We start from the raw sequence: 22,127 nt of genomic DNA on the forward strand, positions 1-22,127 counted from the left end.
AGGAGAGCCGCCATGCTCGACCCGTCCAACGACCTCGTCGCCTTCGACCGGGACCACTTCTTCCACCCCTCGACCCACATGGGCATGCATGCGCGGGGCGAGACGCCGACCCGCGTCATCGCCGGTGCCCGGGGCTGCACGGTGGTGGACCGGGAGGGGCGCGAGAGCCTCGACGCCTTCGCCGGCCTCTACTGCGTCAACGTCGGCTACGGCCGGCCCGAGATCGCCGAGGCGATCGCCGAGCAGGCGCGCCGCCTGCCCTACTACCACGCCTATGTCGGCCATGGGTCGGAGCCGGCGATCCGCCTCGCCAAGATGATCGTGGACCGGGCGCCGGCGGGCATGAGCCGGGTCTATTTCGGCCTGTCGGGATCGGACGCCAACGAGACCAACATCAAGCTGGTCTGGTACGCCAACAACATCCTCGGCCGCCCGGAGAAGAAGAAGATCATCTCGCGCTGGCGCGGCTATCACGGCTCGGGCGTGATGACCGGTTCGCTGACCGGCCTCAAGCTCTTCCACGACGCCTTCGACCTGCCGCGCGCGCCGATCCTCCACACGGAGGCGCCCTACTATTTCCGCCGCGCCGACCGCACCATGGGCGAGGAGCAGTTCTCGCAGTTCTGCGCCGACCGGCTGGAGGAGACGATCCTCGCCGAGGGACCGGAGACGGTCGCCGCGATGATCGGCGAACCGGTGCTCGGAACGGGCGGCATCGTGCCCCCGCCCGCCGGCTACTGGGAGCGGATCCAGGCGGTGCTGGCGCGCTACGACGTGATGCTGATCGCCGACGAGGTGGTCACCGGCTTCGGGCGGCTCGGCACCATGTTCGGCTCGGACCACTACGGGATGCGGCCGGACCTCGTGACCATCGCCAAGGGCCTGACCTCGGCCTATGCGCCGCTTTCGGGCACCATCGTCTCGGAGCGGCTCTGGAACGTTCTGGTGCAGGGTTCGGACACGCTCGGGCCGATCGGCCACGGCTGGACCTATTCGGCCCATCCGCTCTGCGCGGCGGCGGGCGTCGCCAACCTCGCGCTGATCGACGAGCTGGACCTCCTGGCCAACGTGCGCACGGTCGGCGCCCATCTGCGCGCCGGCCTCGCGGCGGCGCTCGGCGACCATCCCCATGTCGGCGAGGTCCGCGGCGAGGGGCTGCTGGCGGCCGTGGAATTCGTCGCCGACCGGGACGACCGCCGCTTCTTCGAGCCGGCCGCCAAGGTCGGCCCGCGCATCTCGGCGGCGCTCCTGGCGCGCGGCGTCATCGCGCGCGCCATGCCCGAGGGCGACATCCTCGGCTTCGCGCCGCCGTTCTGCCTGACCCGCGAGGAGGCCGACACGATCGTGGAGAAGACCGCCGAGGCGGTGGCGGCGGTGACCGCCGAGCTGTGACGCCTCCCCTGCGGCGCCCGGCTCAGCTCGGCACGGAGCGCTGCAGGAGACCGCGATAGATTTCCTCGTCGTCGCACAGGCCGGCCAGCCGGCCGAGCTCGTCGACGAGGAGGATCGGGTGGTTGGTCTGGCGCTTCAGCGCGATCGCGGCGCGCAGCTTGAGGTCCGCGGGGGCGACGATCACGTCGCAGGGGCGGTCGAGGCGGCCTTCCACCGCGTCGGCGCGCCCGAGCGTGCCCTGCCCCTCGCCGATCCGCACGCCGAGCGGCCGGTCGGCCCCGTCGACCTGGAGCCGGATCTCGCCGTCCCGGTCGAGGAGGACGGCGTCGCCCTCGCGCCGCAGCGAGACGGCGGGGCGCATCAGCGCCGAGCCGCGCAGGACGTTGAGCGGGTTCATGTGCTGGACGAACTCGGCGACATAGGGCGTCGCCGGTGCGAGCAGGATGTCCTCCGGGCTGCCCTGCTGCACGATGCGGGCGTCCTGCATGATCGCGATCCGGTTGCCGAGCTTCATCGCCTCGTCGAGGTCGTGGCTGACGAAGAGGATGGTCTTGCGGATCCTCGTCTGGAGCTCCAGGAGCTCGTCCTGGAGCTTGGTGCGGATCAGCGGGTCGAGCGCCGAGAAGGGCTCGTCCATCAGGAGGATGTCGGCGTCGGTGGCGAAGGCGCGGGCGAGGCCGACGCGCTGCTGCATGCCGCCCGACAGCTCGTGGGCGTAGCTGTCGGCCCATTGCGACAGGCCGACCATGGCCAGCTTCTCGTCCACGACGCGGTTCCGCTCGGCCGCGGGCATGCCCTGTAGCTCCAGCCCGAGGCCGGCGTTCTGGCGCACCGTGCGCCAGGGCAGGAGCGCGAACTGCTGGAACACCATGGAGACCGTGTGGGTGCGCAGGTCCCGCAGGGTGGCCGCGTCGCAGGTCGCCACGTCCACCGGCCGGCCGCGATGGCGCACCACCGTGCGCCCGCGCGAGATGGTGTTGAGGCGGTTCACGGCGCGCAGCACGGTGGACTTGCCCGAGCCCGACAGGCCCATCAGCACGCAGATCTCGCCGGGCCGCACCGCGAGGTCGATCCCTGCCGCGCCGAGCACCGCTCCGGTCTTGCGCAGGATCTCGTCGCGCGTCGCCCCCCGGTCCACCATGGCGAGCGCCTCGGCGCGGCGTTCGCCGAACACGATGTCGACGTTGCGGAACTCGACGGCGGGCAGCTCGGCGTCCATGGTCAGCGTCCTTTGACGGCGCGGCGCTCGGGCGCCTTGCAGATGCGGTCGAGCAGGATGGCGAGGATGACGATGGCCAGGCCCGCCTCGAAGCCCATGCCGATATTGACCGTGTTGAGGGCGCGCACCACCGGCTTGCCGAGCCCGTCGGCGCCGACCAGGGCGGCGATGACGACCATGGAGAGGCTGAGCATGATGCATTGCGTGACGCCCGCCATGATGGTCGGCAGGGCGTAGGGAAGCTCCACCTTGAACAGGAGCTGGCGCCGGGTGGCGCCGAAGGCGCTGGCCGCCTCGCGCAGGGCCGCCGGCACGGAGGTGAAGCCGAGATAGGTCAGCCGGATCGGGGCGGGCAGGGCGAAGATCACGGTGGAGATCAGGCCGGGCACGACGCCGAGGCCGAAGAGCACCAGCGTCGGGATCAGGTAGACGAAGGTCGGGATCGTCTGCATCAGATCGAGGAAGGGCCGCATCGCGGTGTAGACGACCGGGCGGTGCGCGGCGGCGATGCCGAGCGGCACGCCGATGGCGACGCAGACGAGGGTGGCGCAGAACACCAGCGACAGCGTCTGGATCATCTCGGTCCAGTAGCCGAGATTGACCACGAGAAGCAGCGAGCCGAGCGCGAAGACGGCCAGCGCCAGCGAACGGTGCAGCAGGTAGGCGCCCACGGCGACGAGCCCGATGAAGGCGAGCGGGGGGATCGCCGCCAGCCCCGTGGTGAGCCCGCCGACCAGGAACTCCAGCACCGTCGAGATCGCGTCGAAGACCCCTTGGGCGTGTCCGGTCAGCGCTTCCACGAAGCTGCGCAGCCAGAGCCCGAGCGGGATCTTATGATCGATGAGCCATTGCGTCATGCGTCCTCGGATTCCGGCGGGGTGAAGGGGAGGAGACGGCCGCACCGGCGGCCGTGTCGCATGGCCCGGGGCGCGTCGGCGCTAGCGCTCCAGCGCCGTCTGGACGGCGGCGTCGGCGGGCTGGCCGTCGAAGGTGGTGACGCCGTCGAGCCAGGGCTTCCAGGCGTCGGGATGGGCGGCGAGCCACGTGCGGGCGGCCGCCTCGGGCGCCTCGCCCCCATCGAGGATCGCCCCCATGATCTCGTTCTCCATCGGCAGCGTGAAGGCGAGGTTGGCCAGGAGCTTGCCGAGGTTCGGGCAGTCGGTGGACAGCCCCTTGCGCGTCAGCGTGTAGATCGTGGCGCCCCCGTAGTTCGGCCCGAACACCTCGTCGCCCCCCGACAGGTAGGAGAGCTGGAAGTTGGCGTTCATCGGATGCGGCTCCCAGCCGAGGAACACGATCGGCTTCTCCGATCGCGTCTCGCGCGCCACCTGGGCGAGCATGCCCTGCTCGGACGATTCCACGAGCTCGAAGCCGCCGAGCCCGAACTGGTCGGCATCGATCATGGACAGGATCAGCCGGTTGCCGTCGTTGCCGGGCTCGATGCCGTAGATCTTGCCGTCCAGTTCGTCGCGGAACTTGGCGATGTCGGCGAAGGTCTTGAGCCCCGCGTCGAACAGGTAGCGCGGCACGGCGAGCGTGTACTTGGCCCCCTCGAGGTTGGCGCGCACGACCTCGATCGAGCCGTCCGCCCGGTAGGGTGCGAGATCGGCCTCCATCGTGGGCATCCAGTTGCCCAGGAAGACGTCGATGTCGTTGTTCTTGAGCGAGGCGAAGGTCACGGGCAGCGCGAGGATGTCGGTGCGCGGCTGGTAGCCCAGCGCCTCCAGCACGGTGGAGGCCGTGGCCGTGGTCGCCGTGATGTCGGTCCAGCCGACGTCGGCGAAGCGAACCGCGCGGCACGAGGCCGCGTCGGAGGCCAGCGCCGGGGCGCAAAGGGCTGCGAATGCGAGAGCGGCGAGGCTCATGGCGGCGGCGGGGTTCGATGACACCATTCGGGTTCTCCTGCGATGGACAAGCCTTGGCCTCGGACGGCGGCGAAAACAAGCGGGGCGGCCCAATGTTCGTTCGGAAAAATCGAACCGACACCCCTTATTGAGGACGGGCCGGACGCATCTGTCAAGCGAGCATTGAACGATCGTTCAATGCTTTGTATACAAGGCGCATCGACACCGGATGAAATGAGAAATTCCGGTAGCCTGCAAACTTATGCTTGTTCGTCTTTGCGCAGCGACATGCGCTATTGGAGCCGGAACGCGGAAGAATGGGGATTGCGTCGGATCGCGTTTCGTTCGATTGAATGGACGATCAACGAATGCACCCCGCCTGCTTTGCGTCGGAGACCTGATCCATGGGCCGTCCCCACACCGCCCCCCGTTTCGGCCTGGAGGACCAGCGCCGCCGCCAGCTGATCGAGGCGACGATCGAGGCGCTCGCCGATGTCGGCTTCGCCGCCGCGAGCCTGTCGGAGATCGCCGGGCGCGCGGGCGTCGCCCCGTCGCTCGTGTCCCACTATTTCGGCGACAAGGACGGCCTCCTGGAGGCGACGCTGCGCCACCTGGCGGCGCGCGTCTCGGACGGCACGCGCTGGCGCCTCCGGCGCGCCGAGGGCGCGCGCGAGCGGCTCCAGTGCGTGATCGACGCCAACCTCGCGCCCGAGGAATTCGACGGGCGCACCGGCTCCGTCTGGCTGGCCTTCTGGGGGCAGGTGCTCCATTCGGCGCGGCTGAAGCGCGTGCAGCGGGTCTACCAGCAGCGCATGCTTTCCAACCTGCGCCACGACCTGCGCGGCCTGGTGGCGGACGAGGACGTGGGCCGCGTCGCCGTGGCCGTGGCGGCGGTGATCGACGGGCTGTGGCTGCGCTCCTCGCTGTCGGACGCGGGCGAGACCGACAGCGCGGCGGCCTGCGCGCTCGCCACGAGCTTCGCCGACGCGCAGATCGCCGCGGCGGCGCCCCGTCGCGAGGGCGCCCCGCCCGCAAGGCCGGCGCGCGCGCCCGGCGTTGCGATCCTCACCAGCCATGTCGGCGGCGCCTACCTGCCGCTGCGCGAGGGTGCCGAGACCCTGGCCACCATCGACCCGGCGACGGGCGAGACCCTGGCCGAGATCGCGGTCGCGGACGAGCGCGAGGTGGACGCGGCGGTCGCGCAGGCGCGCGAGGCGCAACGTGCCTGGGGCGCGATGACCGGGGCCGAGCGCGGGCGCGTCCTCCACCGCGTGGCCGCGCGGCTGCGCGAGCGCAACCGGGAGCTGGCGCTCCTGGAGACCCGCGACACGGGCAAGCCGATCGCGGAGACGGAGGCCGTCGACATCCTGTCGGGCGCCGACTGCATCGAGTATTTCGCGGGGCTGGCGGCCGGCATCGCGGGCGAGCACGTCGACCTCGGGCCCGACGCCTTCGGCTACGTGCGGCGCGAGCCACTCGGCGTCGTGGCCGGGATCGGCGCCTGGAACTATCCGATCCAGATCGCCTGCTGGAAGGCGGCGCCCGCGCTGGCGGCGGGCAACAGCTTCGTGTTCAAGCCGGCCGAGCTGACGCCGCTCACCGCCCTGAAGCTCGCCGAGATCATGACGGAGTGCGGCGTGCCGCCCGGCGTCTTCAACGTGGTGCAGGGCGACGGGCGCACGGGGCGCCTCCTGTCGCGCCATCCCGGCATCGCGAAGATTTCGCTCACCGGCGAGGTCGGCACCGGCAAGAAGGTGATGGCCGACGCCGCGTCCACGCTGAAGCAGGTGACGCTGGAGCTCGGCGGCAAGTCGCCGCTGATCGTCTTCCCCGACGCCGACCTCGACGACGCGGTGGGCGGCGCGATGCTCGCCAACTTCTACTCGGCCGGCGAGGTCTGCTCCAACGGCACGCGCGTCTTCGTGCACGAGGACGTGCGCGAGGCCTTCCTGGCCAAGCTGGCGGCGCGCACGCGGGACATGGTGGTGGGCGATCCGACGGACCCGGCGACGCAGGTCGGCGCCCTGATCTCCGAGGCGCACATGGCCAAGGTCCTGTCCTATGTCGAGGAGGGGCGTCGCGGCGGCGCCCGGCTCCTGTGCGGCGGCGACCGCGTCACCGCCGGCGCGCTCGGCCGCGGCTTCTTCGTGGAGCCCGCGATCTTCGACGCCTGCACGGACGACATGCGGATCGTGCGCGAGGAGATCTTCGGCCCGGTGATGACCGTGCTCCCGTTCCGCGACGAGGACGAGGTGGTGGGGCGCGCCAACGCCACGCGCTTCGGCCTGGCCGCCGGCGTCTTCACCCGCGACCTCGCGCGCGCCCACCGCGTGGTGGCGCGGCTGGAGGCCGGCACGACCTGGATCAACACCTACAACATCACGCCGATCGAGCTGCCCTTCGGCGGCGCCAAGGAATCGGGCCTCGGCCGCGAGAACGGGCGGGCCGCCCTTCTCGCCCACACGCAGGCCAAGAGCGTCTACGTGAACCTCGGGCGCGTCGACGCGCCCTACTGACCGGAGCGGCAAGGCATGGAGACCGAAAGCTTCGACTACGTGATCGTCGGTGCCGGATCGGCGGGCTGCGTGCTGGCCAACCGGCTCACCGAGGACGGCAGGAGCACCGTTCTGGTGCTGGAATTCGGCGGCTCGGACCGCTCGATGCTGATCCAGATGCCGAGCGCGCTGTCGATCCCGATGAACATGCGCAAGTACAACTGGGGCTACGAGTCCGAGCCCGAGCCGCATCTGGGCGGGCGGCGCATGAACTGCCCGCGCGGCAAGGTGCTGGGCGGCTCCTCCTCGATCAACGGCATGGTCTACGTGCGCGGCGCCCCGGCCGATTTCGACCGCTGGGAAAGCCAGGGCGCCACCGGCTGGGGCTACCCGGACGTCCTGCCCTACTTCCGCAAGGCCGAGCACCGGCGGGCCGGGGGCGACCCCTACCGGGGCGAGGGCGGCGCGCTGCACACGACCTACGGCACGCTCGCCAACCCGCTCTACGACGCCTTCGTGCACGCGGCGGCCGAAGCCGGCCACGCGCTCAACGAGGACATCAACGGCGCCACGCAGGAGGGCTTCGGCCGAATGGACATGACCGTCCACAACGGCCGGCGCTGGTCCACCGCCAACGCCTATCTGAAGCCGGCGCTGGGGCGGCCCAACCTCCAGGTCGTCACCCATGCGCTGGTGGAGCGCGTCCTGTTCGAGGGACAGGCCGCCGCGGGCGTCGCCTATCGCGTCGGCGACGCGCCGCGCCGGGCGCTGGCGCGGCGCGAGGTGATCCTCGCCGCCGGCTCGATCAACTCGCCCAAGCTCCTGAAGCTGTCGGGCGTCGGGCCCGGCGCCGAACTCCGGGACCATGGGATCGACGTGGTCGCCGACCGGGCGGGCGTCGGCGAGAACCTGCAGGACCACCTGGAATTCTACTTCCAGGTCGCCTGCCGCGAGCCGATCACGCTGTTCTCCGCCATGTCGCCCTTCGCCAGGGGCTCGATCGGCGCGCGCTGGCTGCTGACCAAGCGGGGTCTGGGCGCCACCAACCATTTCGAGAGCTGCGGCTTCATCCGCTCGCGCCCGGACGTCGAGCACGCCGACATCCAGTACCATTTCCTGCCGCTCGCCGTGACCTACGACGGGCGCGGGCTCGCCTCCGAGCACGGGTTCCAGGCCCATGTCGGGCCGATGCGCTCCAAGTCGCGCGGCCGCGTGCGCCTCGCCTCGGCCGATCCGGCCGCCCCGCCGCGCATCCTGTTCAACTACATGAGCCACCCAGACGACTGGGCGGAGATGCGCGCCTGCGTGCGCCTGACCCGGCAGATCTTCGCGCAGCCCTCGTTCGACCGCTATCGCGGCCGCGAGATCCAGCCGGGCGAGGCGGTGCAGAGCGACGAGGAGATCGACCGCTTCGTCGCCCGGCACGCGGAAAGCGCCTACCACCCGTCCTGCACCTGCCGCATGGGCGCGGCCGACGATCCGCTGGCGGTGGTGGACCCGCAGGCGCGCGTCATCGGCGCCGGGCGGCTGCGGGTGGTGGACTCCTCGATCATGCCCTCGATCACCACGGGCAACCTCAACGCGCCCACGATCATGATCGCCGAGAAGGCCTCCGACATCATCCGGGGGCGCGACGCGCTGGCGCGCGCCGAGGTGCCCTACGAGCGCGTGGCCTTCCTGCCGATGCCCGCGCAAGGGGCGCTCTGAGACGCCGTCCGGAAACGCTCCGGCGGACGTTTCGCACGGGCTCCGAGGGCCGGGCGCCGTCGCCGCGAACGCCCCAGGCCTGTCGCGCCCTGCGACGGCGGGCACGAGGCGGGACACGGGGGCACGCCCCGCCCGCGCCGGCGGGGCCCGCTTTCGTCAGCGGGACAGAAGCGCCCGGAAGTCCTGGTCCAGCCGCTCCAGCGCGGCGTCGACATGGCCGCGCCGATCGGCGATCCAGCGGTCCTGCGCGTCCAGCTTCTCGCCCGCCTCGGCGAGCATGCGCGTCACCTCCGCCGGCTGCGGTCCGCCGGCGGTGACGCGGCTGCGCACGATGGCGGCCGGGTCCAGCGCCGCGCGGAACTCCGCCTCGCCGAGGGGCAGCACCGGGGGAAAGTCGGTGCCCGCCACCGTTTCGGCATAGATGCGCTGCGCCTCGGCATAGGGGAAGTCGAGCGGCCCGATGCCCCGGGCGCGCGCATAGGTGACGATCTCGGAGGCGACGTGGTGCCCCTCCCGGAACGGCAGCCCGTGCTCGCGCATCAGCCTGTCGGCGATCTCCTGGGAGGCCGTCCAGTCGCCGTTCAGTTCCTCCAGCGCCCGGCGCGGATCGACCACCAGCCCCTTGAGCACCCGGTCCAGCCCGGCCAGCGCCTTCACGCCCGCCGCGATCACGGCCGAGTTGGCCTCGACGTCCTTCGGGTCGCTCATGCCGGGCGTGATGTTGTGCGCCTGGATCATCGGTCCGAGCGCCAGGGTGATGGCGGTGGAGGCGTCGCTGCGGGTCGAGTTGAGAAGGCCCGGATTGCGCTTCTGCGGCATGGCGGAGGAGACGTAGGTGTTGCCGCCGCCCTCCTCCAGGAGGATCCACGGGCGGCTCTGGGCGTACTGCGTCATCACGTCCTCGATGAAGTGCCCGGTATGGAGCGCGATCGAGGTGACCACCGCGCCGACCTCGACGGGATGCTCCATGGAGGAGATCTGCGAGGCGTCGTAGGCGTTGTCGACCACGCCCGCGAAGCCGAGATAGTCGGCCATGCGCGCGCGGTCGAGCGGCCAGCCGGTTCCGTTCAGCACGGTGGTGCCCATGGCCGAGCGGTCGATCCGGCCGTAGGCCTCGCGGATCCGCTGCGCGTCCCGCTCGAAGCCGGCGGCATGGCCCAGGAGATAGTGGGCGTAGCTGTTGGGCTGCGCCGCGACGCCGTTGGTGTAGTTCGGGACGATCGTCTCGCGATGGTCGGCGGCGAGCGCCACCAGCGTGCGCGCCGTGGCGTTCAGCCGGTCGGCGAGCCGCAGCAGGTCGTCGCGCAGGATCGCGGCCCGATAGGTCGCGTGCATGTCCTGGCTCGATCGGCCGGCATGCAGGAGCGTGACCTCCACCCCGCCGGCCTCGATCAGCAGCGGCTCGAAGCTGATCACCGTGGACGGGCGCTTGGCGTCCGGCCGGTCGCCGTCGCGGATCACCCGGTCGAGCGCGGCGGCGATGCCCGGCACCTTGTCGGCCGGCAAGAGGCCCTCGTCGGCGTTGATCACCGCCGTCGCCTTGTTGATCTCCCCGAGCCAGAAGAATTCGTCGCGCCCCGCCTCGGCGGCGGCGGCGGCCCCCGACAGCATCAGCGCGCCGGCAAGAACGCCCCAGCCCGCGAACGGGGCGAGGCGGCCGTGAATCGCAGTCATGCGGATGGTCTCCTCCCTGTTGGGCCGGGCGCCGCGTCCGGCGGGGCGCGCCGGTCCCGATCGGCACCTTGCGGCGCCGGCCGCGATCCTAGACGGGCCGCGCGTTGATAAGCAAATCATACGAATCGACGCGCTCGCCGCGCGAGCCCGAAGAGCGCGCTGTCATCGGCGCCCAACTTGCCGTAGTCGGAACGCCGGACAAGGAGTGCGCGCATGAGCGATCGGATCACGCTGGAAACGGGCGAGCTGTCGGCCACGGTGGCGCTGGCCGGGGCCGAACTTGTCGGCCTGACGGGCGCGGACGGCGCAGAGCTCCTGTGGCAGGGCGGGGCCGAATGGCCGCGCCGGGCGCCGGTGCTGTTTCCCATCGTCGGGCGTCTGGCCGGCGACACGCTGCGCCACGCGGGCCGCAGCCTGCGCATGACGCAGCACGGGTTTGCCCGCGACAGCCTGTTCCGACTGGTGGAGGCGACCGGCACGCGCGCCGTGCTGCGGCTCGAGGACGACGAGCGGACCCGCGCGCTGTTCCCCTTCGCCTTCAGGCTCGAACTCGCCTTCGCGGCGGAGGGCCCGACGCTCGCCGTCACCGCCACGGTGACCAATCCCGGCACGCAGGTCCTGCCCTTCGGCCTCGGCGCCCATCCCGGCTTCCGCTGGCCTCTGGTGGACGGCGTGCCCAAGCACGACCACGCAATCGAGTTCGGCGCCGCGGAAAGCGGCGAGGCGCTTTCGGTCCGCGACGGGCTGCTGGGGCCGCCCCGCCCCATTCCGCTGCGGGGCACCGTGCTGCCGCTGTCGGAGGCGCTGTTCGCCGACGACGCGCTGGTCCTGCCGTCCGTGCGCAGCCGGTCCCTGCGCTACGTCGCCAGGAACGCGGACGGCTCCACCGCGCGCGCGCTGCGCTTCTCGTGGGAGGGCTACCGCGACCTCGGCCTCTGGTCGAAGCCCGGCGGCGCGTCGTTCCTGTGCGTCGAGCCCTGGTACTCGATGGCGAGCCCGGAAGGCTGGGACGGGGAGTTCGCGGACAAGCCCGGCCTCGCGCACCTGGCGCCCGGCGAGCACCGGGCGATGACATGGCGCGTCACGCTCTGAGGGCTTCGCCCCGCCCCTGCAGGCGCTCGGCTACTCGAAGATCGGCACGTGCGGCGCCGCGTCGCGCGGCAGGTGGCCGGTGAGGCGCGGGTCGTCGTTGATCTCGACCTCCTGGCCGATCGGCGTGAAGCCGGAGCGCCCGTAGAAGGCCATCGCGCGCGGGTGATCCATCGTGTTGGTGTGGAGCCACAGCCGGCGCGCGCCCGCATCGAAGGCCGCCGCCACCGCGTGGTTCATCAGCCGGCGGGCGCTGCCGGTGCCCTGGCGCGCGGCGGTGACGCCGAAATACTTGATCTCGCACACGCCCTCGCCCTGCGACAGGTCGAGCTCGGCCAGCCCTTCGAGCCGGCCGTCCACGCGCTCGCCGAGGAGGCGGGTGCCCGGCGCGGCGAGCAGGCCTTCCAGGTCCTCGCGCGCCATCAGGAGCCGCGTCAGCCAGAGATGGTCGGTGCCGATACGCCGGAAGAGGTCGAGATAGCGATCGACGGAAATGCCCTCGAGCGACACGACCTCGCCGTCCAGCCCGTCCGGCTCGGGGCGCGCCGCCGGGCGCTCGCGCATCTCCAGCCGGGTGGCGATCGCCGCGATCTTGCCGCGTCCGATCGGGGTGAAGCGGGGCGTTTCGGTCATGCTGGGTCCTTGCGAGGAATGGTGGGGCGCGGGGAGCGCTCGTGGCGGGCTCGGGCCCGCATGCGCGAAGGGCCCGCGCCGATCGCTCGGCGCGAGCCCTTCGCGTCTCACGTGAAACGGGCGGCCGAAGCCGCCCGGATCGGATGGTCTACTCGGTGTCGCGCTTGTTCATCGCGGCGGCGAGGATGTCGCCGAGCGAGGCGCCGGAGTCGGTCGAGCCGTACTGGGCCACCGCCTCCTTCTCCTCGGCGATCTGCAGCGCCTTGATCGACACGCCGACGCGGCGGGCCTTCTTGTCGAACTGCGTGACGCGCGCGTCGACCTTCTGGCCGACCGAGAACTTCTCGGGGCGCTGGTCGTCGCGGTCGCGGCCGAGGTCGTTGCGGCGGATGAAGGCGGTCAGGTCGGTGTCCACGATCTGGACCTCGATGCCGCCCTCGTTCACCGACGTGACCTCGCAGGTGACGATGGCGCCGCGGCGCAGCTCGCCGGACTCGGCGGCCGTGGCGAAGGCGTCGCCGCCGACCTGCTTGATGCCGAGCGAGATGCGCTCCTTCTCGACGTCGACGTCGAGAACCTGGGCGCGCACGGTGTCACCCTTGTTGAACTCGTCGATGACCTGCTCGCCCGGACGCGACCAGTCGAGGTCGGACAGGTGAACCATGCCGTCCACGTCGCCCTCGAGGCCCACGAACAGGCCGAACTCGGTCTTGTTCTTGACCTCGCCCTCGACGATCGTGCCCACCGGGAACTGGTCGCGGAACGCTTCCCAGGGGTTCTGGAGCGTCTGCTTGAGACCCAGCGAGATGCGGCGCTTGACCGGATCGACCTCGAGCACCACCACTTCGACTTCCTGCGAGGTCGAGAGGATCTTGCCCGGATGGACGTTCTTCTTGGTCCAGCTCATCTCCGAGACGTGGATCAGGCCTTCGATGCCCGGCTCCAGCTCGACGAAGGCGCCGTAGTCGGTGATGTTGGTCACGCGACCCGAGACCTTCACGCCCATCGGGTACTTGACGCCGATGCCTTCCCAGGGATCCGCCTCGAGCTGCTTCATGCCGAGCGAGATGCGGTGCGTTTCCTGGTTGATGCGGATGATCTGCACCTTCACCGACTGGCCGATCTGGAGGATCTCGGTCGGGTGGTTGACGCGGCGCCAGGCCATGTCGGTCACGTGGAGCAGGCCGTCGATGCCGCCGAGGTCGACGAACGCACCGTAGTCGGTGATGTTCTTGACCACGCCGTCGACGATCTGGCCTTCCTCGAGGTTCTGGACGATCTCGGAACGCTGCTCGGCGCGGCTCTCCTCGAGGACCGTGCGGCGCGACACCACGATGTTGCCGCGGCGCTTGTCCATCTTGAGGATCTGGAACGGCTGCGGCGTGTTCATCAGCGGGCCGACGTCGCGGATCGGACGGATGTCGACTTGGCTGCGCGGCAGGAAGGCCACGGCGCCGTCGAGGTCGACCGTGAAGCCGCCCTTGACCTGGTTGAAGATCTGGCCTTCGACCTTCTCGCCGGCGTTGAACTTGACCTCGAGCTTGACCCAGCTCTCCTCGCGGCGCGCCTTGTCGCGCGACAGGACGGCCTCGCCCAGCGCGTTCTCGATGCGCTCGACGTAGATGTCGACGACATCGCCGACCTTCAGGGTGCTCTCGCCGCCCTTCGTGCCGAATTCCTTGAGGGCGACGCGGCCCTCGACCTTCAGGCCGGCGTCGATGACGGCCATGTCCTTCTCGATCGCGACGACCGTTCCCTTGACCACGGCGCCTTCGGCGACGTCGTTCTCGTGGAAGGACGCTTCGAGAAGCGCGGCGAAATCGTCGCGCGAGACTGCTGCGTTGGACATTCGTTCTCCTTGGGACCCCGCCGCTCTCGAGCGGTTCGGGGCATCGCGCCGGGGTTCGTCGCTTCGGGGCCGTCCGGCCGGTTCCGCCTTCGGCCCGCCCCGCGCGCTGCGGGAGGGCTGGGGCACGGGACCGCCCGTCTCAGGTGGCGGCGGACCCGTTTCGGCGCGAGGAACCGGCGGCCGGCGGTGAATTCTTAATTGAAACGCATGCGCGCCGCCCGGCGGCGGGCCCGGGGCCCGTCGATGGACGGCTGTGCTACGCTCCGCTCCGTGGATGTGGCGACGCGTCGACGATACGACAAGCCGCCCGGAACGCTTCCTCTATATCGAGTTCGCTCGTGTCCAGCAAGGCGGCGTCGGGCGCGGCCTTGAGCGGGGCGGCCGCGCGCCCCGAATCGCGCTCGTCGCGCGCGCGCACCTCCTGGAGGATCGTTCCGTAGTCCACCGCCCGGCCCTTGGCGAGGAGCTCGTCCGTGCGGCGGCGCGCGCGCACCTCCGGGCTCGCGCTGACGAAGATCTTCACCTCGGCCTCCGGGCAGATCACCGTGCCGATGTCGCGCCCGTCGAGCACCGCGCCGCCCGGCCGGCGGGCGAAGCCGCGCTGGAACTCGGTCAGCGCCGCGCGCACCGGCGCGTGGACGGCGACGCGCGAGGCGAGTTCGCCCGCCTCGCGGCCGCGCAGCGACCCGTCGTCGAGCACGGCCGGGTCGAGCGCCCGCGCCACGGCGCCCATCGCCTCGCCGTCGTCTAGGTCGAGGCCGCGCTCCGCCGCCAGGCGCCCGATCGCCCGGTAGAGGAGGCCCGTGTCGAGATAGGCGAAGCCGTAATGGGCGGCGAGGCGCTGGGCGATCGTGCCCTTGCCGGCCGCCGCGGGCCCGTCGATCGCCACCGTGAACCCCATGCGCGCGCTCTCTTGCCCAGCCGTTTCGGAGCCTTCCCTTTTGAAGCCTCGCGACCCGAAGCTCAACGGATCGTCGCGCTCGCCCGAGAATTTCCCCATCGCGGCGAGAAGCGCGCCGAGGAAGCGACCCAACACGAACGGGATCGTGACGAAGAACAGGATCGCGGCGAGCGAGCCGAGCAGCCAGAGCGCGGAGAGCGCCGCGGCCAGAGTGCGGCTCGCCGCGGCCTCCTGCCATTCGGCGAGATCGCCGCCCCCGAGGCGCAGCGCCAGCGCGCAGCCGAGCACCAGGGGCCAGATCAGCTTGGGCGCCGCCACCGCCACCGCCGACCGACCGCGCGCGGCGGCGGCCGCCTGCACCCGCCCGGCGAAGGCGCGGGCGTAGATGAAGGCGAGCGGCGAGAAGAAGGCCAGCGCGAGGAGGCCGGCCAGCCAGCCGCTCACCGCGCGGCCGGCTCCAGCACGCCGCCGAGGCCCGTCACAAGCCCTTCGAACTCGGGGAAGCTCGTCGCGATCATGGTCGCGTCGTCCACCGTCACCGGCTTCTCGGAGGCAAGGCCCATAACGAGGAAGCTCATGGCGATCCGGTGATCGAGATGGGTCTCCACCGTGCCGCCGCCGAGGCCCCGGCCGTCCGGCCGCCCGGTGACGGTGAGCCAGTCCGGCCCTTCCTCGTGCGTCACGCCGTTGGCCGCGAGCCCCGCCGCCACGGCCGCGAGGCGGTCCGATTCCTTCACGCGCAGCTCGTCCAGCCCCTCCATCCGCGTCTCGCCTTCGGCGAAGGCGGCGGCGACGGCCAGCACCGGATACTCGTCGATCATCGAGGGCGCGCGCGCGGCCGGCACCCGAACGCCGCGCAGGCTCGAATGGCGCACGTGGAGGTCGGCGACGTCCTCGCCGCCGGACAGGCGCGGATCGAGGATCTCGATGTCGGCGCCCATCTCGCGCAGCGTCTCCACGAGGCCGGTGCGGGTCGGGTTCATCAGCGCGTTCTCGATCACGACGTCGGAGCCCGGCACCAGGAGCGCGGCGACCACCAGGAACGCCGCCGAGGACGGATCGCCCGGCACCACGAAGTCCGGCACGCCGCGAAGCTCACCCTGGCCATGGAGGCGGATGGTGCGCACGCCCGCCGCGTCGGTCTCCACCGAGACGGTGGCGCCGAAGCCCTCCAGCATCTTCTCCGTGTGGTCGCGCGTCATCACCGGCTCGATCACGGTGGTGACGCCCGGCGTGTTGAGCCCGGCGAGCAGCACGGCCGACTTCACCTGCGCCGAGGCCATCGGCACGCGGTACTCGATGGGCGCGGCGACGCGCGGCCCCCGGAGCGACAGGGGCAGGCGGTCGCGCGAGCGCGCCAGCACCTGGACGCCCATCTCGCGCAAGGGATCGAGGACGCGGCCCATCGGCCGGCGCGACAGCGAGGCGTCGCCGACGAAGGTCGTGGTGAAGTCGTAAGGGCCCGCAAGGCCCATGGTGAGGCGCGAGCCGGTGCCCGCGTTGCCGAAGTCGAGGACGCCGTCCGGCTCCAGGAGCGCGCCGTTGCCGGTGCCGTCGATGATCCAGGCCTCGCCGTCGCGCTCGATCCGCGCGCCCATCTGCCGCATGGCGCGGCCCGTGGCCAGGACGTCCTCGCCTTCCAGCAGGCCGGTGACGCGGGTGCGGCCCGCCGCCAGGCCGCCGAACAGGAAGGCGCGGTGCGAGATCGACTTGTCGCCCGGCACCCGGACGCGGCCCCCGAGGGCGCCCGCGCGCCGGCTGGTCAGGGGGCGGGGATGGGAGGCGTGGGCGGTCATGGGATCCTCGGAAGGCGGGCGACGGGACGGACGGGGCGGCCGGGCGGGCCCGGCTCGGCGCAAGGCCCTATCACGAGCGGCGCGGGGCGTCACGCGGGCCGGGCCGGCGGCACCGCCGCGCCGCTTTGACAAGCCGGGGCCCAGGCCGTAAGGACCCACCGATTTTTCCGCGGGAACGATCGGCCCTTCGCCGGTTTCTCCCCCTGATCCTCGAGGGGCCGCATCCGCGGCCCGCCCCTCCCCCCTTCCGCGAGGCTTCCCATGGCAAAACCCGAACTCGGCACCAAACGCATCGACCCCGAAACGGGCCGCAAGTTCTACGATCTGGGCAAGGACCCGATCGTCTCGCCCTTCACCGGCAAGAGCTATCCCCTGTCCTTCTTCGAGACCGTCAAGGCGCCCGCGCGCGCCACGCGCCGCGAGGAACAGGAGGAGCAGGAGGAGGTCGAGACCACCGAGGTCGCCGACACCGACGAGGAGACGGTCTCGATCAACGACGTGGCCGAGGACGAGGAAGGCAGCTCGTCCAACGACATGCCGAACGTGGACGGCAACGAGGACGACGACGTCATCGACGACGACGACAGCGACGACGACGACACGTTCCTCGCCGACGACGAGGACGAGGACGACGACATGACCGACATCATCGGCGGCGGCCGCGACGACGAGGACGACGCCTGACCAGGCCGAAACGCGGGACGGATCGGGGCGGCGAGGGAAATCCTCCCGCCCCTTCTTTTTTCGCTTGATCTCCCGGCGGCATTGTCATACCTAGCCGCCACACCGGTCGCGGGGCCTGCCCAAGGGTCCCGACGGAATGTCCGCCTCGGCGGCGATGGGGCCATAGCTCAGCTGGGAGAGCGCTACAATGGCATTGTAGAGGTCAGCGGTTCGATCCCGCTTGGCTCCACCATCTCCACCACAGACGTCTCTATCCCGTCCACTTCAACGTCCCCCCCTGCATCGGGCCGCGACGGCACGTGCGCCCGGCGCCTCTTGCGGTGCGCCTCGGGAGCTTTATGGATGGGCGCGAAGCCGGTGCGATCCGGCGCGTTCTCCAGGACTGTCCGCATGCCCAACTCCGATGACACGATCCGCGTGATGGCCGGCGCGGTGATGAAACTGCAGGCCCAGCTCCAGGCGCAGGACCTGCTCCTGCGTGCCCTCTACGCCGAGCGCGCCCTGCAGCGCGGCACCTTCCCCCAGGAGGCGGCGGAGGAGGTGCTCGGCCTCGGCGCGTCGCTCGCGGCCGGCGAGGACGAGGACTTCGAGGGGCACGACCGGCACCTCGCGGACGTGCGCGCCGCGCTGAACGCCTTCGCCATGACCCTGCGGGCCCAGCTCGACGAGAGCCGGATCTGACACCGGCGATGGCGCCGCCGCCGCGCGGCGCCCCCTGCCCCGCCGGGCGATTCCCTGCCCTGCCGGGCGATTCATTTCGCCGCCGCCGGATCGACGCCGCGCCCGGCGCCCCTATCTTCCCCGGGGCGTGTGGGAGGCTCTGCATGAAACGTCTTCTGTTGCTTGGGACGGCCCTCTTGGGCTTGTCGGGCTGCGTGTCGGACTATCCGGTCTACGACGACTATCCGCTCTACGGGGGTCCGCGCGTCTACGACGCCCGGCCGGCGATCGTCTACGAGGACCGCTACCGCCCCCGCCCGGTCTACCGCTACGACCGCGACCCCTACTGGCGCGACGACCGTCGCTTCGGCCGCTACGACCGGCCGCCTCGGCGCGACGGACCCCGTTACGACGGTCCCCGCTACGACCGGCCCTCCTCCAGCCGGCCGGGCCGTCCGTCCTACGACCGGCCGCCCCCGCGCGTCGCCGAGACGCCCCCCGTGCGCCGCGCCGCGCCGCTGGTGCGTCCGGCCCCCGGGGCCCAGCCCGAGATCGACGCCGGCCGCGCCTTCGGCGGCCGCGCCGTGGCAGCGCCCCGCAGCGGACCCCGCCCCTACATCCCGCCGCAGCCGGCGGACTGAGACCGCGCGGCCGGCGCGCGCGACCGGCCCCGCCCCCTGGACGCCGCCGGCCGGCCTCGCCACGATGGGCGGCGCCGGCCCGATCGCCGGCCGAGGACCCGCGCATGTCGCCGACGAGACCGACCGAAACCGATGCCGCCGGCACCCCCGTCGCGCTCGCCGCCGACGCGGAGCGCCTCGGGACGCTGAACGGCTACCGGATCCTCGACACCGAGCCGGAGGCCGCGTTCGACGAGCTCGTGCGCCAGGCCTCGCGCGCCTGCGCGGCGCCGGTGGCGCTGGTCACCCTGGTGGACCGGGCAAGGCAGTGGTTCAAGGCGCGGCATGGGCTGGACCGGACCGAGACCGTGCTCGACCAGTCGGTCTGCGCCCATGCGCTCGGCGGCCGCGACCTCCTGGTGATCCCCGATCTCAGCCGCGATCCCCGCACGGCGGCCAACCCGCTGGTGACCGGCGGATCGCACCTGCGCTTCTATGCCGGCGCGCCGCTGGTGGCGCCCAACGGGCACGTCCTCGGCACGCTCTGCGTGGTGGACGACGTGCCGCGCCCGGACGGGCTGTCGCCCGAGCAGGCCGAGAGCCTGCGCGCGCTGGCGGGCGAGGTGATGCGCCAGATCGAACGCCGCCGGGCGGCGCCATCCGGCGGATCCGGAGAGGCGTCCGGCGGCCCGCCCGGAACGGACTAGCGGCGAGCCAGGCGCCCCGGTCCGGCGTATCGACGCGCGCCTCGCGAACCCGCCCCCGACGGCGGGGCGTCAGGCCGGGAAGATCTGCCAGCGCAGGGCGGCGAGGACGCCGTTCTCGCCCGGCCGCAGCGAGGCTTCCGGCGGGGCGTCGAGCTCCACCGACGCGCCCTCGGGCGTAAGCGCGACGAGGCGGCGCGAATCCGGCCGGTCGAGAATGCGCTGGATGCGCGCCGGCAGGCCCGGCCCGTCGGGCGACCAGGCGAGGTCGCGCGGGCGCGCGTAGAGGACGGCGCGCCCGTCCGGCACCCCGCCGGCGGCGAGCCAGGCCGAGCCGAAGCGCGCCCCGCCGCCGTCCACCGAGACCTCGAACCGGTTGGCGTCGCCCAGGAACTCCAGCACGAAGGGCGAGCCGGGCCGGCGCGTGACGTCGGCGGGCGTGCCGGCCTGGACGATGCGCCCGTCCTTGAGGATCACCACCTCGTCGGCGAGGTCCAGCGCCTCCTCCTGGTCGTGGGTCACGAACAGCGTCGTGATGCCGAGTTCGTCGTGGATCTCTCGCAGCCAGCGGCGCAGGTCGCGGCGCACCGCCGCGTCCAGCGCGCCGAAGGGCTCGTCCAGGAGCAGGACGCGCGGCTCCACCGCCAGCGCGCGGGCGAGCGCCACGCGCTGGCGCTGGCCGCCCGAGATCTGCGCCGGGAAGCGCGCGCCAAGGCCCGGCAGGCGCACGAGGCCGAGCAGCTCCTCGACGCGCGCCGCGATCGCGGCCCGCGAGCGTTTGGGCTTCAGCGCCTCCATGCCGAAGGCGACGTTCTCGGCCAGCGTCATGTGCGGAAACAGGGCGTAGTGCTGGAACACGAAGCCGACGCCGCGCCGGGCGACCGGAATCGCGGTGGCGTCCTCGTCGCCGAAGCGGATCGTGCCCCGGTCGGGAAAGTCGAGGCCGGCCACCATGCGCAGGATCGTGGTCTTGCCCGAGCCCGAGGGCCCGAGCAGCGCGACGAGGCGACCCGAGCCGATCTCCAGCGACACGTCGTCCACGGCCGGCACGGTGCCGTCGAACAGGCGCGAGACGCCCTGGAGGCTGATCTTCATCGGGCAAGGCCTCCGGGCGGCAGCGTGGCGGGATCGGCGGGCATGGCCGGGGCGGCGGGCCGGCGGCGGCGGCCGGCGCCGCGCCCCTCCAGCCAGACCTTGGCGGCCAGGGTGACCAGCGCCAGCACGGTGAGCACGCTGGCGGCGGCGAAGGCGCCGGCCGTCTGGTAGTCGTGGTACAGGAGCTCGATGTGGAGCGGCAGCGTGTTGGTCTGGCCGCGGATGTTGCCCGACACCACCGACACCGCGCCGAACTCGCCCATCACCCGGGCGTTGCACAGCACCACGCCGTAGAGCAGCGCCCAGCGGATGTTGGGCAGGGTCACCCGGCGGAAGGTGCGCCATCCGCCGGCCCCCAGCGTGGTCGCCGCCTCCTCGAGGTCGCGCCCCTGCGCCTGCATCAGCGGGATCAGCTCGCGCGCCACGAAGGGCGCGGTGACGAACACGGAGGCGAGCACGATGCCGGGCAGCGCGAACAGAATCTGCACGCCCGCGTCCTGGAGCGCCGCCCCGAAGAGGCCCTGCAGCCCGTAGACGAAGAGATAGGCGACGCCCGCCACGACCGGCGATACGGAGAACGGGATCTCGATCAGCACCACCAGGAGGCGCTTCAGCGGGAAGTCGAACTTGGTCACCGCCCAGGCGGCGGCCACGCCGAACGCCGTGTTGACCGGCACCGCGATCAGCGCGGCGAGAACGGTGAGCCCGATCGCGTGAAGCGTGTCGGGATGGAGGATCGCCGCGCCGAAGGCCGCCCGGCCGGCGGAGAAGGCCTGCACGAAGATCACCGCGAGCGGGGCCGCCAGCAGCACCGCGGCGACCAGCACCGTGGCGCCGATCAGGAGGCGCCGCACCAGCGGCGCGTCGCCGATGCGCGCGCGGGCGCGGCGGTTCGCGCCGGCCATCTCAGGCGCGCCCCGTGTAGCGCAGGGCGCGGCCCTGGAGCACGCCGATCACGCTCAGCATCGCGAAGGCCGCCAGCAGCATCACCGAGGCGAGCGCGGCGGCGGCGGGGTAGTCGTATTCCTCCAGGCGGATGAAGGCGAGAAGCGCGGTGATCTCGGTGGAGCGCGGCTGGTTGCCGGCGATGAAGATGATGGCGCCGAACTCGCCGAGCGAGCGGGCGAAGGAGAGCGACACGCCGGCCATCAGCGCGGGCGCGAGCAGCGGCAGGATGACGCGCGCGAAGATGCGCCCCTCCGACTGGCCGAGCGACAGCGCCGCCTCCTCCAGGGCCGGGTCGAGATCCTCCAGGACCGGCTGCACGGTGCGCACCACGAAGGGGATGCTGGTGAAGGCCATGGCCACCACGATGCCGAGCGGCGTGTAGACCACGGTGACGCCGGCCTGCGCCAGGAGGCCGCCGAACCAGCCGTTGGCGGCGAACAGCGTGGTGAGGGCGATGCCCGCCACCGCGGTCGGCAGCGCGAAGGGCAGGTCCACCACCGCGTCGAGCAGGCGCCGCCCGGGAAAGCGGTAGCGGGTGAGCACGAAGGCGAGCGCCAGGCCGAACACGGCGTTGAACAGTGTCGCCACCGCCGCGCAGCCGATGGTGACGCGATAGCTCGCCACGGCGCGCGGCGAGGAGACGATGCGCCAGTACTCGGCCGGGCCGAGGCTGGCCGCCTTCAGGATCAGGGCGGCCAGCGGCAGGCAAACGATCACCGAGACGAACAGGAGCGTGAAGCCCAGCGTCAGGGGAAGGCCGGGCAGAACGCGGCGGGACAAGCGTCGGGCACTCCGTGGATGCGGGTCGGGGCGGCCT

Annotated in this window: 19 protein-coding genes and 1 tRNA gene; 9 read left to right on the forward strand and 11 right to left on the reverse strand. The window is 72.0% G+C overall.

The features are described 5' to 3' along the window. The first annotated feature begins 12 nt into the window (after window positions 1-12). Complete coding sequence (locus D3218_RS04555) at window positions 13-1,392, forward strand: aspartate aminotransferase family protein (RefSeq protein ID WP_119538717.1); 1,380 nt, start codon at window positions 13-15, stop codon at window positions 1,390-1,392. A 22-nt stretch (window positions 1,393-1,414) separates the two neighbouring features. On the opposite strand, the gene choV is transcribed toward D3218_RS04555, so the two are convergent. The 3 genes from choV to D3218_RS04570 all read right to left on the reverse strand — a co-directional run bounded on the left by choV (window position 1,415) and on the right by D3218_RS04570 (window position 4,503). Next, entirely contained in the window at window positions 1,415-2,611 is a 1,197-nt protein-coding gene (choV, locus tag D3218_RS04560; protein ID WP_210209632.1) for a choline ABC transporter ATP-binding protein, read from the reverse strand. Between the two features lie 2 nt (window positions 2,612-2,613). Continuing rightward, the gene (choW, locus tag D3218_RS04565; protein WP_119538718.1) at window positions 2,614-3,468 is read right to left on the reverse strand and encodes a choline ABC transporter permease subunit; all 855 of its coding nucleotides are present in this window, start codon (window positions 3,466-3,468) and stop codon (window positions 2,614-2,616) included. A gap of 81 nt (window positions 3,469-3,549) precedes the next feature. Then, the gene (locus tag D3218_RS04570; protein WP_119538719.1) at window positions 3,550-4,503 is read right to left on the reverse strand and encodes a choline ABC transporter substrate-binding protein; all 954 of its coding nucleotides are present in this window, start codon (window positions 4,501-4,503) and stop codon (window positions 3,550-3,552) included. A 356-nt stretch (window positions 4,504-4,859) separates the two neighbouring features. Between D3218_RS04570 and betB the strand changes: the two genes are divergently transcribed. Continuing rightward, window positions 4,860-6,971, forward strand: coding sequence for a betaine-aldehyde dehydrogenase (gene betB, locus D3218_RS04575; RefSeq protein ID WP_119538720.1), 2,112 nt, complete (start codon window positions 4,860-4,862; stop codon window positions 6,969-6,971). 15 nt (window positions 6,972-6,986) lie between these two features. Then, window positions 6,987-8,657, forward strand: a complete 1,671-nt coding sequence (gene betA, locus D3218_RS04580; protein WP_119538721.1) for a choline dehydrogenase — start codon at window positions 6,987-6,989, stop codon at window positions 8,655-8,657. Between the two features lie 156 nt (window positions 8,658-8,813). On the opposite strand, the gene D3218_RS04585 is transcribed toward betA, so the two are convergent. Next, window positions 8,814-10,331: an argininosuccinate lyase gene (locus D3218_RS04585; protein WP_119538722.1), complete on the reverse strand. Its 1,518-nt coding sequence runs from the start codon at window positions 10,329-10,331 to the stop codon at window positions 8,814-8,816. Between the two features lie 213 nt (window positions 10,332-10,544). On the opposite strand from D3218_RS04585, the gene D3218_RS04590 reads away from it, so the two are divergent. After that, window positions 10,545-11,423, forward strand: coding sequence for an aldose 1-epimerase family protein (locus D3218_RS04590; protein WP_119538723.1), 879 nt, complete (start codon window positions 10,545-10,547; stop codon window positions 11,421-11,423). Between the two features lie 30 nt (window positions 11,424-11,453). On the opposite strand, the gene D3218_RS04595 is transcribed toward D3218_RS04590, so the two are convergent. The 4 genes from D3218_RS04595 to aroA all read right to left on the reverse strand — a co-directional run bounded on the left by D3218_RS04595 (window position 11,454) and on the right by aroA (window position 16,599). Beyond that, window positions 11,454-12,053 carry a GNAT family N-acetyltransferase gene (locus tag D3218_RS04595; RefSeq protein ID WP_119538724.1) on the reverse strand — a complete coding sequence of 200 codons (600 nt, stop codon included), beginning with the start codon at window positions 12,051-12,053 and terminating at the stop codon, window positions 11,454-11,456. Window positions 12,054-12,201: 148 nt separating this feature from the next. Then, the gene (rpsA, locus tag D3218_RS04600) at window positions 12,202-13,902 is read right to left on the reverse strand and encodes a 30S ribosomal protein S1 (protein ID WP_119538725.1); all 1,701 of its coding nucleotides are present in this window, start codon (window positions 13,900-13,902) and stop codon (window positions 12,202-12,204) included. Window positions 13,903-14,158: 256 nt separating this feature from the next. After that, the gene (gene cmk, locus D3218_RS04605; RefSeq protein WP_119538921.1) at window positions 14,159-14,803 is read right to left on the reverse strand and encodes a (d)CMP kinase; all 645 of its coding nucleotides are present in this window, start codon (window positions 14,801-14,803) and stop codon (window positions 14,159-14,161) included. A gap of 440 nt (window positions 14,804-15,243) precedes the next feature. Beyond that, window positions 15,244-16,599, reverse strand: coding sequence for a 3-phosphoshikimate 1-carboxyvinyltransferase (gene aroA / locus D3218_RS04610; RefSeq protein WP_119538726.1), 1,356 nt, complete (start codon window positions 16,597-16,599; stop codon window positions 15,244-15,246). A 261-nt stretch (window positions 16,600-16,860) separates the two neighbouring features. On the opposite strand from aroA, the gene D3218_RS04615 reads away from it, so the two are divergent. From D3218_RS04615 to D3218_RS04635, 5 genes are all read left to right on the forward strand, one after another. Next, complete coding sequence (locus tag D3218_RS04615; protein ID WP_119538727.1) at window positions 16,861-17,283, forward strand: TIGR02300 family protein; 423 nt, start codon at window positions 16,861-16,863, stop codon at window positions 17,281-17,283. 156 nt (window positions 17,284-17,439) lie between these two features. Next, a tRNA-Ala gene (locus tag D3218_RS04620) sits at window positions 17,440-17,515 on the forward strand. Between the two features lie 158 nt (window positions 17,516-17,673). Further along, complete coding sequence (locus D3218_RS04625) at window positions 17,674-17,964, forward strand: hypothetical protein (protein WP_119538728.1); 291 nt, start codon at window positions 17,674-17,676, stop codon at window positions 17,962-17,964. Window positions 17,965-18,107: 143 nt separating this feature from the next. Then, complete coding sequence (locus D3218_RS04630) at window positions 18,108-18,584, forward strand: hypothetical protein (RefSeq protein WP_136625055.1); 477 nt, start codon at window positions 18,108-18,110, stop codon at window positions 18,582-18,584. A gap of 104 nt (window positions 18,585-18,688) precedes the next feature. Beyond that, on the forward strand, window positions 18,689-19,270 hold the full coding sequence (locus D3218_RS04635) for a GAF domain-containing protein (RefSeq protein ID WP_119538730.1): 582 nt from the start codon (window positions 18,689-18,691) through the stop codon (window positions 19,268-19,270). Window positions 19,271-19,339: 69 nt separating this feature from the next. Here the strand turns inward: D3218_RS04635 and D3218_RS04640 are convergent, their stop codons facing one another. Genes D3218_RS04640 through cysT form a run of 3 tightly spaced genes read right to left on the reverse strand, consistent with a single transcriptional unit; the run spans window position 19,340 to window position 22,090 of the window. Then, on the reverse strand, window positions 19,340-20,362 hold the full coding sequence (locus D3218_RS04640) for a sulfate/molybdate ABC transporter ATP-binding protein (protein WP_119538731.1): 1,023 nt from the start codon (window positions 20,360-20,362) through the stop codon (window positions 19,340-19,342). Next, complete coding sequence (gene cysW, locus D3218_RS04645; RefSeq protein ID WP_119538732.1) at window positions 20,359-21,267, reverse strand: sulfate ABC transporter permease subunit CysW; 909 nt, start codon at window positions 21,265-21,267, stop codon at window positions 20,359-20,361. The genes D3218_RS04640 and cysW overlap by 4 nt, the downstream gene beginning before the upstream one ends. A 1-nt stretch (window position 21,268) precedes the next feature. After that, on the reverse strand, window positions 21,269-22,090 hold the full coding sequence (cysT, locus tag D3218_RS04650; RefSeq protein ID WP_119538733.1) for a sulfate ABC transporter permease subunit CysT: 822 nt from the start codon (window positions 22,088-22,090) through the stop codon (window positions 21,269-21,271). Between the last annotated feature and the right edge of the window lie 37 nt (window positions 22,091-22,127).

This window comes from Aureimonas flava (assembly GCF_003583935.1).
GTDB lineage: Bacteria > Pseudomonadota > Alphaproteobacteria > Rhizobiales > Rhizobiaceae > Aureimonas > Aureimonas flava.